The sequence below is a fragment of the Amycolatopsis sp. M39 genome (assembly GCF_001651785.1).
Taxonomy (GTDB): domain Bacteria; phylum Actinomycetota; class Actinomycetes; order Mycobacteriales; family Pseudonocardiaceae; genus Amycolatopsis; species Amycolatopsis rubida.
In genome coordinates this window covers 1-14,965 of sequence record NZ_LWSF01000030.1, presented here as the reverse complement: position 1 = coordinate 14,965, position 14,965 = coordinate 1, and the positions used below count along the sequence as shown (strand labels likewise).

The window sequence follows — 14,965 nt, the reverse complement described above, 5'->3', positions numbered from 1 at the left end:
GTGGACGGGGCCGGCGCGCCGGCCCCGTCCCCCTGGGCAAAGGACGCACATGACTGTGGCCGCTCTCGAAAAGACCGATTACGACGTTCTCAACACCATCACGCTGAAGAAGATGGCCACCCCCGCCGCCGTCGTGCGGGCAAGCGGCCGCGACACCGCCGAAGTCGAGACCGCGTTCGAGCGCCTCGCCGCGCAAGGTCTCGTGGCCGTGGCCTCGGGAGCGGCTCTGCCCACCGACGAGGCCGAGCCCGCGCTCCTCGACGCTGCGGCACGGATCTACGCTTCCGTCCGGACCGACCCGCTCGTCGGCTCGCTGGTCGAGAAATTCGAGACGGTGAACCGGCACTTCCTCAAGACGATGTCCTCGTGGCAGCTGATCGACGCCGGCGGCAAGAAGATCGCCAACACCCACACCGATTCGGCCTACGACGACAAGGTCGTCTTCCGGCTCGGCCGGCTGATCCAGCAACTGGTTCCGCTGCTCGACGCGCTCGCCGAGCACGACCGCCGGTTCGCGATGTACCAGCGCCGGTTCACCGCCGCCACTCACGCGGTCGACCGCGGCGAACACGAGCTCGTGTCCTCGCCCACCGCCGACTCGATCCACAACATCTGGTTCGAGTTCCACGAGGACCTGCTGCGCACGCTGGGCCGGGAACGCGCCGAATGAGCGGAAAGGCGGACCCGGTGCAGAACCCGCAGTTCACTCTCCGGTTCGACGAAGCCGACCCGGAGGCGGTCGACCGCCTCGGCGGCAAGGGCGCCGGCTTGGCGCGCATGGCCCAGCAGGGGTTGCGCGTCCCGCCGGGGTTCATCGTCGCCACGGACGCCTGCCGGAACTACCTTGAGGAAGACAGCATGCCGGCCGGCCTGCTGGACGAGGTCTACGCGCGGCTGGCCGAGCTCGAGGCCGCGACCGGCAAGACATTCGGCGCCGGCCCGACGCCGCTGCTGCTCTCGGTGCGCTCCGGGGCTCCGGTGTCGATGCCGGGGATGATGGACACCATCCTCAACCTCGGCGTGTGCCGCGACGCTGCGATCGCCCTGGCCGCGGCGACGGGCGATGTCCGGTTCGTGGCGGATCTGGTCGCGCGGTTCCACTCCATGTACGGGGAGATCGTCCTCGGCGCGTTCGGCGACGACACGTCGCTGGACGATCTCGTCGCGATCGAGGCGACTGACGACCCTGGCGCGGTTTTCGACCGGGTGTGGGCGGCCTGCTCCGAGCGTCTGCTGGACGAAACCGGCGAGCGGGTCCCCGAAGATCCGCGGGAGCAGCTGGCCGGCGCGGTGCGGGCGGTGTTCGGTTCGTGGAACAACAGCCGGGCTCGCACCTACCGCGAGTTCCACCGGATCCCGCACGACATCGGCACGGCCGTCGTGGTCCAGTCGATGGTGTTCGGCACCATCAGCCAGGACTCGGGGTCGGGCGTGGTCTTCACCCGGGACCCGGCCACCGGCGAACCGGGTTTGTTCGGCGAGTACCTCGCCCACAGCCAGGGCGAGGACGTCGTCGCCGGAACGCGCACGCCTGATCCGGTCCGGGACGCGCTGCCGGCACCGGTGTTCGAAGAGCTGGAGCGAACCTGNCGAACCTGCTCGGCACTGGAAGGACAGCTCGGCGACGTCCTCGACATCGAATTCACCGTAGAACGGTCGACGCTGTACTTCCTGCAGGTCCGCAGCGCCAAGCGCACGGCCGAGGCCGCGGTGCGGATCGCCGCCGACTTTCTCGCCGACGGCTCCGTCTCGCCCGCGAAGGTCCTTTCGCGCGTCACCTCCGAGCACGTCCGGCAGGTGCAGCGGCCGGGCTTCGACACCGACGAGGTGGAACGGGCTCGGGCCGGCGGGAGGCTGCTGACGACCGGCACCGGTGCGTGCCCGGGCCAGATCAGCGGGAACCTCGTGCTCGATCCCGATCGAGCGAAGGCTGAGGCCGCGGCGGGCCGTGACGTCGTCCTCGCCCGCGCGGTGACCAGCCCGGCAGACCTGCACGGCATGATCGCCGCCCAGGGCATCGTGACCGCTACCGGCGGATCCACCAGTCACGCCGCCGTGGTCGCGCGGGCGTTGGGCAAGGTGTGCGTCGTGGGCGCCTCGGCGATGAAGATCGACTCGGCCGCCCGGACGGCCACCGTCGACGGACAGGTCCTGGCCGAGGGAGAGCCCGTTTCCCTCGACGGAGCCACCGGCGAGGTCTTCACCGGCGAGTTCACACGCGGAACGCCCGCGGCGGCCAGTGGTGCCCTCGGCGCTCTGCTGGACGCCGCGAGCCGCCAGCTGACCGACGTCGCGGTCTTCGGCAAGGTAACGCTGCCCGGCAATGTCGAGACCGCGCTGTCGGCCGGCGCCCACGGACTGGTGACCGCCCTCGACGACGTCCTCGCCGCGACGGGCCACCTGGACGCGCTCGTCGAGGCGCTGATGCGGGACGGAGCAGCCGATGCCGACCGGTTCGGCTCGGTCGCCGACATCGTCGCCGCGGAGTTCACGCCGCTGCTGCGCGAGGCCGGCCGCGTCGAAGTCGGCGTACGCGCCATCGACCTGGTCTCCGACGAGTCCCGCGAGCTGATGCGGCAAACGGCCCTGACCAGCCGATACCCGGCCCTCGCGGTGCCACTGGGCATTCCGGCGCTGGTCGAGGCCCAGCTCGCCGGGCTTCGGCGGGCCATCCGCGACTCCGGGACGCCCGCGAAGGTCCACCTCGCGATCCGGCACGTCTCGGACCCGGCTGAAGTCGTCGCCCTGCACGAGATGAGTCCGCCGGACGAGAGCGGATTGCGCGTGGGGGCGTACCTCACCAGCCCGCGGGCGCTGGCGAACTTCGCCGGCATCGCCGCGGTGGGCGATCGGATCTGGCTGGAGCTGCGGGTGCTGCAGGCGGCGATGTTCGGCATCCCGGCCCGGCAGCTGCTCACGGCGGAGCCGCTGGACAGCTATGTCAAGCGCGGCATGCTGAGCACGGATCCGCGATCCGGGATCGACCCGTCGCTCGACACGGCGTTGACACCGCTCGCCGATCGCGGCAGCGGCCTCGTGGGGGTCCGGCTGTCCGGAACGGTGTCGGAATCGCTGGTCGCCGGGCTTTACGGCAAAGGTTTCCGGCGGTTCGCCGTGGACGCCGGCGAGACCCGGCCGGCGCTGCTGGCCCTGGCCAAGGCCGCGGCAGCCGGGTGAGGGCGGACCGAACCCCGGGGCCGATCACCCCAGCGCTGTGCGGGTGATCGGCCTGCCCGCGGTGCGGTTCTGGGCGTACTGCCGCCGAGGACTCCGCCTGTCTCTTGCGCCGGTAGGGTGAAGCGCGTCGGGGGAACAGCCATCGCGGCCGCGGAGGAGCCGGTGCATCGCCGCTCGAAGACGGACCCTGCGAAGTCGCCAGCCCGCCGGCATCGATTGAGGTGTCGTGTTCGGCCGAGTGCGGATTGACCGCGCGGAGTGGCGGGTGATCCGGCCTGGCCGCCCTCGAAGCGGCGGTCGGGCCGGTCCGGCCCGGGTCGAGGGCGCGGGACGGCCTGAGCGGTGACGACGAAGCCGGGAGTCTCGCTCGGCCGGAGCACTTCTGGCCGGCTGGACGGGGCGCTGAACCCGCCCGGGGCGCGATCAGGGTGCGGCGGTCTGCAGCAGGCCGGCCTTGAGGCGATCGATCACTTCGTCCGGGACGCCGCGGGTGCGTGCCCACCCCTTGGCGCCGTTGAACTGCTTGTCGAGGTGGTCGAGGAACGCCCGGATGGTGTTCTCGTCGGTCTGGTAGAGCTGGGGCGGCACCGCGGCCATGTGGTCGCGGTAGTAGGGCCATCGCCGGAACCGCTCGACGATGCGCGGCATGTTCTGCTGCGTCGTGAGGTAGTCGCGGACGATCTCCTCGCGCTGAACGCCGAGCAGCGACAGCACGAGGGCCGTGACGACACCGGTCCGGTCTTTGCCTGCCGCGCAGTGGAACACCGCGGGCCGGCCCGCCAGCGCGGCGAGGAACCGCACCACGTTCGTCAGCATCGCGCCGGAGGCCGTCAACGTCTGCAGGTAGAACTGAAGCGTCTGCTCCGCGGGGTCCAGGTCGGTCACCGGCGCGTCGCGCAGCGGGGCGTTGAGGTAGCAGACCGCCGCGCGGGCGAGGAGCCCGCGGCCCTGTTCGACGGCTTCGGCTCCGCCGCGCAAATCGACGATCAGCTCGACGCCGAGCGCGTCGACCAGGTTGGCGGCGTCCTGCTCGGTCAGCGCCTGAAGGGTGTCGCTGCGAAACAGCGCACCGGCGCGGACTTTGTGTCCATCGCCGGTGCGCAGTCCGCCGAGATCGCGGAAGTTGTACGCGCCGGTCAAGCCGGGGGAGAGATCGAACGGCATGTCAAGCCCCTTCGCAGACTCGAACGATCGCAGCCAGAAGCTCGTCCGGCACCGCCGAGCTGATCGGGGCTGGAGCGGCGAGGGAAGCGACCGCCGTGCGACGACGCTGCCGGCGCGCCGCCACCGACGGCTGCGTCTGGTCCTTGCCGTCACAGCCGCACCCGCAACCTCCTGGCCGAGCTGGTGCTGCGGTTGTCGCGGGCAGCGCGCACGCGCCGACCGGCCCCGCCGCGGCGGCATCGCCGAGAAGGTGGGCGGAAAGCTCCTGTGGCCACAGCGCGACGAACTCGGCGCCCGCGGCGGTCAGTTCCTCGACACCGTGCATGCCCCAGGCGACTCCGACCGCGCGGATGCCCGCGGCCAGCGCGTCGCGTACGTCGCCCGCCGTATCGGTCACCAGCACAGTGGCGGCGGGGTCCGGGGGGAGCACCTTTCCGGTCTCGTCGTAGTCGGCCGAACACCGCCGGCCGAACCCGCTGCCCGCGTCGGCGAGGAAGGACGTGATCGCTGTGCGTTTGTCCGGGGCGACGTCGCCGCCGAAGACGTGAGCGAAGCAGTACGCCAGGCCGTTGTCGGTCAGCACGCGCCGGAGCACCTGCATGGCGTTCGACGACATCACCGCCAGCGTGCAGTGCCCGGCCAAGGTGCGCACGACGTCGGACACGCCCGGAACCAGCGGCGGGGCATAGTCCTCGCGCAGCAGGGCCAGGAACGCGTCGGTGACTGCCGCGGCGTGAGCCTGATTGCGGCAGATCCGGCGGATCGACTCGAACACATTGCCCTGGAACAGTTCGTAGTACCGCTGCGGACTGTCGACGCCGAGGTCGAACCGGTCGTTGATCCGGGAGAAGATCTCCCAGGACGCGGTTCTCGTCTGGACCAGCGTGCCGTCGAGGTCGAAGAGCACCGCCCGTACCGGGCGTGTCGGGGCTGCCATGATCAGGCCTTGTTGTAGGCGGCGCCGAGTTCGCCGAGGCCGATGAAGTCCATGATCTCGCCGTACCCGGTCGCTCCGTCGCAGGTCCAGCGGTGCAGGCTGTTGTGCCCGACGGTGCCCGGCCACGCCTGCCACGGGAACGTCGTCAGCGCCGAGCCGCGCAGTTCGAAGGTCTCGTCCCGGGAGTCGGTGACGCGCAGCTCGACGCGTTCGGGATAGAACCCGGAGCGCCACGTCGTCCCCTCGCCGGCCTTGAGGCCGTAGACCTCGCCGTGGTCGAGCACGTAGCCGTGGGTCAGCTGCAGCGGTCCGGGTGCGTCCGGGCCGGTGCCGGTGGTGAAGTCGAACAGCGCGTGCACGGCGAACTCGGGGGAGAAGTGCGCGTGCAGCCAGCTCAGCCGGGAGGTCTGCCGCTCGGCGCGGACGCCCCAGCTGTGGTCCATCGTGGACACGCAGTCGATGGGCAGCCGGTCGCCGCGCAGCGAGATCTCCCCTTCGACGCGGCCGGTGAGGTCGAAGTGCCCGGCGTAGGCGTGGCCCCAGGTGAGGTCCATGTCGCGGCCGGCGGCGAGCGGGTCCTGGCCGGGGTCGTTGATGTCGTAGGGCTCCATCAGCGCGGAGAACCGGAAGCGCAGGTCGAGCTGGGCGGCCGGGTCGGTGTAGGCGACGTCCCAGATCTGGTTGGGCTCGACGCAGTCGACGGTCAGGCCGTTGGCCAGCTCGTAGTGCAGCAGGTTGCCCGGTTTGGGCAGGGCCAGGTGCTCCCATGCGTCCCAGTAGTCGGCGGACCACGGCGTCGTCACGCGCTTGCTGTTGACCGACACTGTCGAACCGGCGACGCCGAGGGGCTCGCGGAAGAGGCCGTAGACGCCGATGTTCACCGGCGTCGCGGTGTCCTGGCCGGCGTAGAGGCCGAAGTAGTTGGTTTCGGCCCATAACGGGTCTTCGCTGGTCGGCGGGTGGAACTGTGCGTCTTCGGGACGGATCACCGGTGAACCCTCCTGGCCCTGGTGGTGCGGACAGTCGTGCCGAGCGTCAAGAGCACCATCCCGTGCGGAACGCTCCCGGGCCAGGGAATGCGGAGACAGCGGGCCCCGGTGATGTTGTCCCGCGGGGATAGGGCCGCGACCACACTCTCGCTCTTACTGTCCTGGCTCACAGGCGGAGCGTTCACGTCGCGCCGCGATCCGCGCCAACGGAGGTGACCGGGCATGCAGCTCGCGACAGTGCTTGGTCAGGTCGTGGCGACCGTGAAGGAACCGAAGCTCGGCCTCTTCACGCTGCTGCTGGTGCAGGACGCTGTGGATGCCGATGTCACACAACCGGGCGGCGCGGTGTACGTGGCGGTCGACCAATCGGGTGCGGGAACCGGCGAGGTCGTGCTCGTCGCGCGTGGGGGCGCGGCCAGAGCCGCCGTCGGTCCCGACGTGCCCACGGACCGGGCAGTGGTGGCGATCGTCGACTCGGTCGTCCGCGCGGGAGAAGTCACGTACCAGAAGGCGTGACCGGAGCGAACACGGAAATCCAGGAGGAACGGATGGCTACAACGACGGCCGCCGCCGGTGGCGCGCCCGCGCTGCGCGGGGCGCTCGGCTTGATCGAAACCAAGGGCTTGGTCGGGGCGATCGAAGCCGCCGACGCGATGGTCAAGGCGGCCAACGTGCAGATTCTCGGCCACCGCGAAATCGGCGGCGGCCTGGTCACCGTGATGGTGCGCGGGGACGTCGGTGCGGTGAAGGCCGCCACCGACGCCGGCGCGGTCGCCGCGGGCAAGGCAGGCGAGGTCGTCTCGGTGCACGTGATCCCGCGTCCGCACGACGAGACCGAAGGGATCCTCGCGATCCTGACCCGCCCCAAGAGCTGAGAGGGGTCCGCCCATGACCGCCTCACTGGACGCCGACCTGGCCGGTCTGGCCGATGTCCGGGCCAAGGCCCGGGCCGCGCGACGCGCGTTCGACCAGCTTGAGGGCACCGACCAGGAGACCCTCGACCGTTACGTGCGGGCGATGGCGCTGGCCGGTACCGCAGCGGCCGAGGAACTGGCCAGGCTGGCTGTGGACGAGACCGGCTACGGGGTCTACGAGCACAAGATCTACAAGAACCGGTACAACACCGGATTCGTCGCCAAGTGGATGCTCGAGCGCCGCGCGGTCGGCGTGCTCTGGGTCGACGAGCCGTCGCGGGTGACCGCGGTCGGCGTGCCGATGGGGGTGATCGCCGGCATCATCCCGGTCACCAATCCCACCTCCACGGCGCTGTTCAAGAGCTTGGCCGCGGTCAAGTCCGGCAACGCGATCGTGCAAGCCCCGCACCCCCGCGCGGCCAAGTGCACGCTGCGTGCGGCCGAGATCATGGCCGAGGCCGCGGTCGCGGCCGGTGCTCCGGACGGGCTCGTCTCGTGTCTGGAGAACCCCACTCTCCCGGCCACCGCCGAGCTCATGAGCCGGCCGGAGATCGCTCTCGTGATGGCCACCGGCGGGCCTGGCATGGTCCGCGCGGCCTACTCCAGCGGAAAGCCGACCATCGCCGTCGGAGCGGGCAACGTGCCGGCCTATGTCGGAGCGAGTGCGGCCGACGTCGGCGAAGCCGCCGAAATGATCATCACGTCGAAGTCGTTCGACAACGGCACCGCGTGCGTGGCCGAGCAGTCGGTGGTGGTCGTCGAGGCCGTGGCGCCGGAGTTTTCCCGGGAGTTCCAGTCCCGGGGAGCGGTGTTCCTGGACGCCGGGCAGCAAGACGCGCTCGCTCGCGTCCTGTTCGACGAGCGCGGCGGGCTGCGGCCCGCCGCGGTCGGGCAGACCGCCGCCCGGCTCGCCGAGCTGGCCGGCTTCGGTGTGCCGGCCGGGACCCGGGTGCTGGCCGCACAGCTCGACAAGGTCGGCGAGGACGTTCTGCTCTCCCGCGAGATCCTGGGGCCGGTGCTGTCGGTCTACCGGGTCCGGGACGCCGCGGAGGGACGGCGGCGCTGCCGGGAGATCCTCGCGCTCGGCGGCGAAGGCCACACGTGCGCCGTCCACGCGCAAGATCCGGCCGAGATCGCGCCGTTCGGGACGCTGCCCGCGGGCCGGATCGTGATCAACACCCCGGCGTTGTTCGGCGGGATGGGCTACTCCACCGACGTCGACCCGTCCTTCCAGCTGGGCACCGGCACATGGAGCGGTTCGATCTGCTCGGACAACGTCACCCCGCTGCACCTGATCAACATCAAGCGGATCGCCCACGAGGTGCGCCCCTGGCGGACCGTGTACGACCCGGTGGAGCTGTGATGCCGGCGGTCGCCAACACCTCGGGCTCTGTGGTCGAGCTGCTGCGGGCGGGCGCGCGGTGTGCTGCCCGGCCGCCCGCGGAGGTCTCGGCGGACACCCTGCGGGTCGGTGTCGACCTCGGCACGGCGAGTTGCGTGCTCGTCGTGCTCGACGGCGACGACCAGCCGGTCTGGGTGGACAGCTACCCCTCCGGCGCGCTGCGCGACGGTGTCGTGGTCGATTTCGCCCGTGCCGCGGAGACGGTCCGGCGGTTGAAGGGCCGTGCCGAGGGAGTCCTCGGCACGGCGCTGACCTCGACCGCGACCGCGTACCCGCCGTGCATCCCCGAGAAGGACGCGAAGGCCTGCACCTACGTCTGCGAGGCCGCCGGATTCGAGGACGCGGTACTGGTGGACGAGGTCACGGCCGCCCAGCGGACCCTTGAGGTGTCCGACGGGGTGGTCGTCGACGTCGGCGGCGGATCGACCGGGACCGGGGTGTTCCGCGGCGGCGAGCTGGTCGCGCTCGACGACCGGGCCGGCGGCGGTCACCACCTCGACCTGATGCTCGCCGGCGCCCTGGCGGTCAGCGTCGAGGACGCCGAAGCGTACAAGCGGGAAAACCCGGAAAAGGCGCTGCCGATCCTCGTGCCCGGCCTGCAGCGGATCGCCGAATCGGTGCGGGCGATGACCGCAGGCGCCGAGGAACTCCCCCTGTACCTGGCGGGTGGCGCCCTGATGATCGCCGGCGCGGGAGACGTGCTGGCCAAGTACCTGGAAAGGCCGGTCATGACCTATCCGCACGCCCTGCTCATCACCCCGCTCGGGATCGCGAGGTCGGCGGCATGAGCGGGCCCACACTGCGCACGTACGCGTTCGTCGACCGGATGCAGCCGCAATGCGCGGCACACATCGCCGCCACCAGCCCCGGCGACGTCCCCCTGGCCGGAATGGCCGAGCTCTATATCGAGATGGCGCCGGGCAACGAGGTGTTCCGCGCCGCGGACATCGCGCTCAAAGCCGCCGGGGTGCGCCCGGCGCTGCAGATCATCGAGCGCGAGTTCGGGCTGCTGGAGATCCACTCGGAGCAGCAGGCCGAGGTTCTCGCGTCCGGCCAGGCGATCCTGGACGAGCTGGGCATGACCGAGTCCGACCGGATCAAGCCGGCGATCGCCTCCACGCAGTTCATCACCAACGTGCACCCCTACCAGGCTCAGCTGCTCAACAAGTGGCGCAAGGGCAGCATGCTGCTGCCCGGGCAGAGCCTGTTCGTCATGGAGGTCGCGCCGGCCGCCTACATCTCGGTCGCCGCCAACGAGGCGGAGAAGGCCGCGGCGATCACCGTCATCGAACTGCGCGCCGTCGGCCGGTTCGGCCGGATGTTCCTGTCCGGCAGCGAAAGCGAGGTGCAGACGGCCCGGGACGCGGCGGTCGCCGCGCTTGAGGACATGCACGGCAGGGAGGACAAGCGATGAAGGTCTGGGGAGCGGGCGACGTCGACGCCGCGAGCGCGGGCACCCTGCGGGTGGGGCAGCAGGACCTCGTGACCCCGCTCGCGCGGGAACGGGCTCGCGAGCTCGGGATCGACATCGTCCTGGCCGCGCCGAATCCACCGGCGCCGCCGGTGTCACCCCCACCGGCGGCTCCACCGTCCCGGAACGCACCGCCGGCCGCCCGCCCTCCCTCGGGCAGGGGATCGGTGCCGGCGATGCGGCCGCCGTCCGGCGCGCTGTTCCGTCGCGGCGCCCCGCTGCCGCAGGGCCTGGCCGCCGGCGGGGGAGGCACCGGCCGGGTGATCGTGGTCGGCGCCGGGCACGTCGGGATGATCACCGCGCTGCGGCTCGCCGGCGCGGACCTGTTCGACGAGATCGTGCTCGTGGACATCGACGAGGGCCGTGCGGCCGGCGTCGCGCTCGACCTGGCCCACACCGCCGCGCTCGGCTGCTTCGCCACGCGGGTGCGCGGGACGGGCGCCGTCGAGGACGCCGGTCCGGCCGATTACGTCGTGATCACCGCCGGTCGCCCGCGCCAGCCCGGCATGAGCCGCTCCGACCTGGTCAGCACGAACGCCGCCATCGTCGGCGATCTCGCCCAGCGAGTCGCGCGAACTTCGCCGGACGCGGTCATCGTCGTGGTCACCAACCCCCTCGACGAGATGACCCAGCACGCCTGGCGGTCTTCCGGCTTCCCGGCCGAACGCGTCGTCGGCATGGCCGGCGTCCTCGACACCGCTCGCTTCCAGGCGCTGTCCGCCCTCGCGGGCGCGGGCCGCGCGGACGGCATCGACGCCGTCGCGCTCGGGAGCCACGGCGAAGAGATGGTCATCCCGCTCTCGCAGGCACGCAGCGGTGCCCGGCCGCTGACCGAGCTGGTCGACCGCGCCGCCCTGGACGCGGTTGTCGACCGCTCGCGCGGCTCCGGAGCCGAAGTCGTCGGCCTGCTCAAGACCGGCAGCGCGTTCATGGCGCCGGGCATGTCGGCCGCCCGGATGGTGCTGGCGATGGCCCGCGACACCGGCGAGGTGATGCCCGCCGCCGTGCTGGCCGACGGCACTTACGGCATTCGCGATGTCTACGTCGGCCTGCCGGTCAGGCTCGGCCGCGGCGGAGTGCGGGAGATCGTCGAACTCGACCTGACGCCGGACGAGCTGAGCGCGCTGCGCGACGCCGCCACGCGGATCAAGGACCGGCTCCGCCAGCTCGCCGCGGTGTCCTGATGCGGGCCGTCGTCTACGCCGGGCTCGGCCGGGTCGAGGTCACCGACGTGCCCGATCCGGTCCTGAAGGACCCGGCCGACGCGATCGTGCAGGTCGAGCGTGCCGCGGTATGCGGCACCGACCTGCACCTGATCGCCGACGGCGAGCATCTTCCGGCTGGGTTCGTGCTCGGCCACGAGTTCACCGGCCGCGTCGTGGACGCCGGCGCGGGCGTGTCCGCACACCGTGTCGGCGACCGGGTGGCCGGCGGCGACTTCACCGCGTGCGGAACGTGCTGGTGGTGTCGTCGCGGCGACCATTGGGAGTGCCCGCGACGGCAGTTCTTCGGCACCGGGACCTCGTTCGGGCCGGAGCTGGCCGGAGCACAAGCCCAGCTGGTCCGCGTCCCCTTCGCTGACGCTGCGCTGCGTCCGGTTCCCGAAGAGATCAGTGCCGACGCCGCGGTCTTCCTCGGCGACACCCTCGCCACCGCGCACGCGGCGGTCCAGCGCGCCGGGCTGCGCCCGGGAGACACCACCGTGGTCGTCGGGGGCGGCCCGGTCGGGCAGCTGACCAGCCTCGCCGCGCAGGCGTGCGGTGCCGGAACCGTGGTTCTCGTCGAACCCGTCGAAGCGCGACGCGCGGCCGCGGCCGCCGAGGGGGCGCTCACCGCGGCCCCGGAGAATGCCCGTGAACTGGTGGAACGGGTGACCGCGGGCCGGGGTGCCGACGTAGTCGTCGACGCCATCGGCGGCGCTCCCGGTCTCGACACCGCGTTCGGGCTCGTCCGCCGCCGGGGCACCATCGTCTCCGTCGGGCTGCCCGCGAAGAGCTGGCCCTTGCCGGCCGGCCAGGCGTTCGCCGACGAGCTGACCTTGCGGTTCGTCATCGGTGACTTCCTGCGAGACGGCGACGACATCCTCGCCCTCGTCCGGGCCGGCGCCATCGATCCCGCGGTGGTCGCCTCGGCGACGGTTCTCCTCGCCGACGCGCCCGACGCGTACCGGCAAATGGCCGAACGACGTACGCTCAAGGCATTGATCAGGCTGTAAAGCTTGGAGGTAACGGCAATGACGCCGTCACGTGCGGAGAAACGGATCGCCGTTGCCGACGCGACCGGCGCTCTCCGCGCTCTGCTGACCAAGCCCGCGACGACCAGTTCGCTCGCCGCCCCCGCCCTTGCCAAAGCAGCATCGGCCGCCCTCGGCGCGGACGTGGCGGTCATGACGGGCGACTGCCTGCTCGCCGGTCCCGCACCCGCCGGTCCGGGCGGGCAGCGGGTCGACTGCGCGAACGCCACCCTGCGCTGGTGCTCCCCGCAGCAGCCGTCGAGTGCGGTGACCACGCTGCTGCGCCAGGGTTGCGCCTGGCTGGCCGCCGCCCTGGCCATCGACGCGGTCCGGGAGCAAGCCCAGCAAGCCGGGGAGGAGATGAACGCCCTTCGCGACGTCGTCGGGCAGCTCCTCACGGTGCGCGACCTCGACCAGGTGCTGCTGTCGATCGCCGATCGCACCCTGCACCTGCTCGAATCCGACATCTGCGGGGTCATGCTCGTCGACGGCGACGAAGTCGCGATGAAGTCCTGCGTCGGCAACCGGGCCGTCGAGACGGCCCGGTTGCGCATGTCCCGCGGCCAAGGAGTCGCCGGCCTGGTTTTCCTCACCGGCGAACCGTCGAAGGTCGACGACTACCTGGCCGACGAGACGATCAGCCACGACTTCATGTCTTTGGCCGAGAAGGAGGAGACGCTCTCCGCCCTCGCTGTCCCGCTGCGTTTGCAGGGCGAGTTCATCGGCGTCCTCGAGGTGTGGCGCCGCCGCCCGTCGGTCTTCACCGACCGGGACGTGCAGCGCATGGTCACCCTCGCCGACTTCGTGACGATCACGATCGACAACGCCCGGCTGAACGACCGGCAGGCGAACGCCGTCGAACAGCTCAAGGAGACCCGGGACGCCCTTGAACGGCAGGTCTCGGTGCTGAAGCGCTCGTCCAGCCTGCAGCAGAAGCTGCTCGCGACCGTGCTCTCCGGCGTCGGTCTCCCGGCCATCGCCCGCACGGTCGCGACCGAGCTCGACTGCCGGATCGGCATCTACGGACCCGAAGGCAACCTTGTCGCCGCCTGCGGCGGCCGCAGCCTGACCAGCAAGCTGCCGTCGACCGCGGCCACCAGGACGACCCCGGGCCGCCACCGGGTAACGCTCACCGACGGCAGCACGGCCACGGCCTGGTTGCAGCCGATCTACGCCGACGGCGACCAGGTCGGTTCGGCCGCCATCATCCCGGCCGAGCATTCGGCCGAAATGATGGACGTCATCGTCGGCCAGGTCGCGATGGCGTGCTCTCTCACGCTGCTGCGCGAGCACGCCGCCAGCCGTGCCCGCGCCGAGGAACTCGAACAGCTGCTGTGGGACCTGCTCCAGGGGTCGGTCGAACACCGCATCGCCGCGCGAACTCGCGCCAAGCAGCTCAACGTCGCATTGCGCGGGCAGCTCCGCGTCCTCTACGGACGCATCGACAATCTGGAGGAAATCGCGGCCGAGAGCGGCTGGGACACCTCGCAAACGGACCGCGTCCGCCGTGAAGTGCTGCGGAGATTCCGCGCGGTCGACACCCATCACGTGGTCGCCCTGTCGGCATTGCGGGGAAACCTGATCACCGGCATCGCCGTGAACGTCGACCGGACCGCGGTCAAAGACCTGGTCGGCGAGCTCGCCACTGCCCTCCGAGGGGACTGGCCGGAGCTGCGCGCGACCTGGGGAGCGAGCCGGGCGCACGAAGACGTGGTCGATCTCCCGAGCGCTTTGAACGAGGCGAAGACCGCACTGGCCGCGGCACGCCGCCTCGGTGGCGAGAACGCGTTTCTCTACGAAGAACTCGGTATCGTCCGGCTCCTGCTCGGCTCCGGCGACGACCCCGACCTGCAGACGTTCGTCGACGAACTCACGGGCCCGCTCGTCGCCTACGACCGCGAGAACAACGGCGCACTCGTACGCACGCTGCGGGCCTTCTTCGACGCGAACTGCTCTCAGCGAGTCGCCGCCGAGCGCCTGTTCGTCCACTACAAGACGCTGCGCTATCGCCTGGAGCAGATCAAGCAGCTCACCGGGCTCGACCTCGCCCGCCACGAGGACCGCGTGCGCGCCGACTTCGCGCTGCGCCTGCTGCAGGTCACCCGCCCGCTGGAGGACCCCGAAGACGCCGCCGCGGGCTAGGAGCCGAGCCCGGTCACGGCCTGGCCGATGACACCCTCGGTCTCGCCGTGCGGGCGCGGGATGACGTGCGAGGCGTACAGTTCGCCCACCGCTCCGGCGGCCGCGCTCCCAGCGTCGACCGCGGCCTTGACGGCACCCACGTCACCACGCACGAGCACGGCGACCTGCCCATTGCGGAGTGTGCGGTAGCCCTCGAGTTCGACGTTGGCGCTCTTGACCATCGCGTCGGCCGCTTCGATCGCGCCGACCAGCCCCTTGGTCTCGATCAAACCCAGCGCGCCGGACCGCACGGTCTCTGCCATTTCGACTCCTCATCGCGTCGATGTTCCTGCCTTCACGGTAGAGACGCGGGCAGCGAGCCGCGTTGTCCCGGCCGGATAACTGACTCCCGCCGAATTGTCGGCACGAACGCATGCGGTAGTGGTGCTCGTCAGCGCGTTGCGGAGCCCCGCCTGGCGAGACTGCCCGGTCGGACGTATGTGAGGGGGTCCCTGAGCTTGAGTTTTAAGGTCCGGGTGTCAGAGGGGGCGCCCGGT

Annotated in this window: 14 protein-coding genes; 10 read left to right on the top strand and 4 right to left on the bottom strand. The window is 71.3% G+C overall.

The window, feature by feature from the left end:
* Positions 1–49 precede the first annotated feature (49 nt).
* Positions 50–670 carry a hypothetical protein gene (locus A4R44_RS38730; RefSeq protein ID WP_067592445.1) on the top strand — a complete coding sequence of 207 codons (621 nt, stop codon included), beginning with the start codon at positions 50–52 and terminating at the stop codon, positions 668–670.
* Positions 667–3,177 carry a pyruvate, phosphate dikinase gene (locus tag A4R44_RS38725; protein WP_067592443.1) on the top strand — a complete coding sequence of 837 codons (2,511 nt, stop codon included), beginning with the start codon at positions 667–669 and terminating at the stop codon, positions 3,175–3,177. Before A4R44_RS38730 ends, A4R44_RS38725 begins: the two co-directional genes overlap by 4 nt.
* A 423-nt stretch (positions 3,178–3,600) precedes the next feature.
* Here A4R44_RS38725 and A4R44_RS38720 read toward each other — a convergent pair whose 3' ends face one another.
* Genes A4R44_RS38720 through A4R44_RS38710 form a run of 3 tightly spaced genes read right to left on the bottom strand, consistent with a single transcriptional unit; the run spans position 3,601 to position 6,267 of the window.
* A complete protein-coding gene (locus tag A4R44_RS38720; RefSeq protein WP_067592435.1) occupies positions 3,601–4,341 on the bottom strand; it encodes a tyrosine-protein phosphatase in 741 nt (246 codons plus the stop codon).
* Between the two features lies 1 nt (position 4,342).
* Entirely contained in the window at positions 4,343–5,278 is a 936-nt protein-coding gene (locus A4R44_RS38715; protein ID WP_095213877.1) for an HAD family hydrolase, read from the bottom strand.
* A 2-nt stretch (positions 5,279–5,280) separates the two neighbouring features.
* Positions 5,281–6,267, bottom strand: coding sequence for a hypothetical protein (locus tag A4R44_RS38710; RefSeq protein WP_067592427.1), 987 nt, complete (start codon positions 6,265–6,267; stop codon positions 5,281–5,283).
* Between the two features lie 222 nt (positions 6,268–6,489).
* On the opposite strand from A4R44_RS38710, the gene A4R44_RS38705 reads away from it, so the two are divergent.
* Genes A4R44_RS38705 through A4R44_RS38670 form a run of 8 tightly spaced genes read left to right on the top strand, consistent with a single transcriptional unit; the run spans position 6,490 to position 14,429 of the window.
* The gene (locus A4R44_RS38705; RefSeq protein ID WP_067592425.1) at positions 6,490–6,783 is read left to right on the top strand and encodes a EutN/CcmL family microcompartment protein; all 294 of its coding nucleotides are present in this window, start codon (positions 6,490–6,492) and stop codon (positions 6,781–6,783) included.
* Positions 6,784–6,815: 32 nt separating this feature from the next.
* Positions 6,816–7,142 carry a BMC domain-containing protein gene (locus tag A4R44_RS38700; protein ID WP_067592795.1) on the top strand — a complete coding sequence of 109 codons (327 nt, stop codon included), beginning with the start codon at positions 6,816–6,818 and terminating at the stop codon, positions 7,140–7,142.
* 13 nt (positions 7,143–7,155) lie between these two features.
* Positions 7,156–8,544: an aldehyde dehydrogenase family protein gene (locus tag A4R44_RS38695; RefSeq protein WP_067592423.1), complete on the top strand. Its 1,389-nt coding sequence runs from the start codon at positions 7,156–7,158 to the stop codon at positions 8,542–8,544.
* Positions 8,544–9,371, top strand: coding sequence for an ethanolamine utilization protein EutJ (gene eutJ, locus A4R44_RS38690; RefSeq protein WP_093575291.1), 828 nt, complete (start codon positions 8,544–8,546; stop codon positions 9,369–9,371). The genes A4R44_RS38695 and eutJ overlap by 1 nt, the downstream gene beginning before the upstream one ends.
* Positions 9,368–9,997, top strand: coding sequence for a BMC domain-containing protein (locus A4R44_RS38685; protein ID WP_067592421.1), 630 nt, complete (start codon positions 9,368–9,370; stop codon positions 9,995–9,997). Before eutJ ends, A4R44_RS38685 begins: the two co-directional genes overlap by 4 nt.
* Positions 9,994–11,238, top strand: a complete 1,245-nt coding sequence (locus tag A4R44_RS38680) for a malate dehydrogenase (protein WP_093575292.1) — start codon at positions 9,994–9,996, stop codon at positions 11,236–11,238. The genes A4R44_RS38685 and A4R44_RS38680 overlap by 4 nt, the downstream gene beginning before the upstream one ends.
* The gene (locus A4R44_RS38675) at positions 11,238–12,269 is read left to right on the top strand and encodes an alcohol dehydrogenase catalytic domain-containing protein (protein ID WP_067592418.1); all 1,032 of its coding nucleotides are present in this window, start codon (positions 11,238–11,240) and stop codon (positions 12,267–12,269) included. Before A4R44_RS38680 ends, A4R44_RS38675 begins: the two co-directional genes overlap by 1 nt.
* Before the next feature lie 18 nt (positions 12,270–12,287).
* The gene (locus tag A4R44_RS38670; RefSeq protein ID WP_067592415.1) at positions 12,288–14,429 is read left to right on the top strand and encodes a helix-turn-helix domain-containing protein; all 2,142 of its coding nucleotides are present in this window, start codon (positions 12,288–12,290) and stop codon (positions 14,427–14,429) included.
* On the opposite strand, the gene A4R44_RS38665 is transcribed toward A4R44_RS38670, so the two are convergent.
* On the bottom strand, positions 14,426–14,731 hold the full coding sequence (locus tag A4R44_RS38665; RefSeq protein WP_067592412.1) for a BMC domain-containing protein: 306 nt from the start codon (positions 14,729–14,731) through the stop codon (positions 14,426–14,428). The two genes, A4R44_RS38670 and A4R44_RS38665, sit on opposite strands and share 4 nt — an antisense overlap.
* Positions 14,732–14,965: the final 234 nt, after the last annotated feature.

Excerpts from the sequence above, each read along its gene's own strand:
- A4R44_RS38700 (WP_067592795.1), top strand. The coding sequence starts at position 6,816 with ATGGCTACAACGACGGCCGCCGCCGGTGGCGCGCCCGCGCTGCGCGGG.
- A4R44_RS38670 (WP_067592415.1), top strand. The coding sequence starts at position 12,288 with ATGACGCCGTCACGTGCGGAGAAACGGATCGCCGTTGCCGACGCGACC.
- A4R44_RS38720 (WP_067592435.1), bottom strand. The coding sequence starts at position 4,341 with ATGCCGTTCGATCTCTCCCCCGGCTTGACCGGCGCGTACAACTTCCGC.
- A4R44_RS38730 (WP_067592445.1), top strand. The coding sequence starts at position 50 with ATGACTGTGGCCGCTCTCGAAAAGACCGATTACGACGTTCTCAACACC.
- A4R44_RS38705 (WP_067592425.1), top strand. The coding sequence starts at position 6,490 with ATGCAGCTCGCGACAGTGCTTGGTCAGGTCGTGGCGACCGTGAAGGAA.
- A4R44_RS38675 (WP_067592418.1), top strand. The coding sequence starts at position 11,238 with ATGCGGGCCGTCGTCTACGCCGGGCTCGGCCGGGTCGAGGTCACCGAC.
- A4R44_RS38685 (WP_067592421.1), top strand. The coding sequence starts at position 9,368 with ATGAGCGGGCCCACACTGCGCACGTACGCGTTCGTCGACCGGATGCAG.
- A4R44_RS38680 (WP_093575292.1), top strand. The coding sequence starts at position 9,994 with ATGAAGGTCTGGGGAGCGGGCGACGTCGACGCCGCGAGCGCGGGCACC.
- A4R44_RS38665 (WP_067592412.1), bottom strand. The coding sequence starts at position 14,731 with ATGGCAGAGACCGTGCGGTCCGGCGCGCTGGGTTTGATCGAGACCAAG.
- A4R44_RS38695 (WP_067592423.1), top strand. The coding sequence starts at position 7,156 with ATGACCGCCTCACTGGACGCCGACCTGGCCGGTCTGGCCGATGTCCGG.
- eutJ (WP_093575291.1), top strand. The coding sequence starts at position 8,544 with ATGCCGGCGGTCGCCAACACCTCGGGCTCTGTGGTCGAGCTGCTGCGG.
- A4R44_RS38715 (WP_095213877.1), bottom strand. The coding sequence starts at position 5,278 with ATGGCAGCCCCGACACGCCCGGTACGGGCGGTGCTCTTCGACCTCGAC.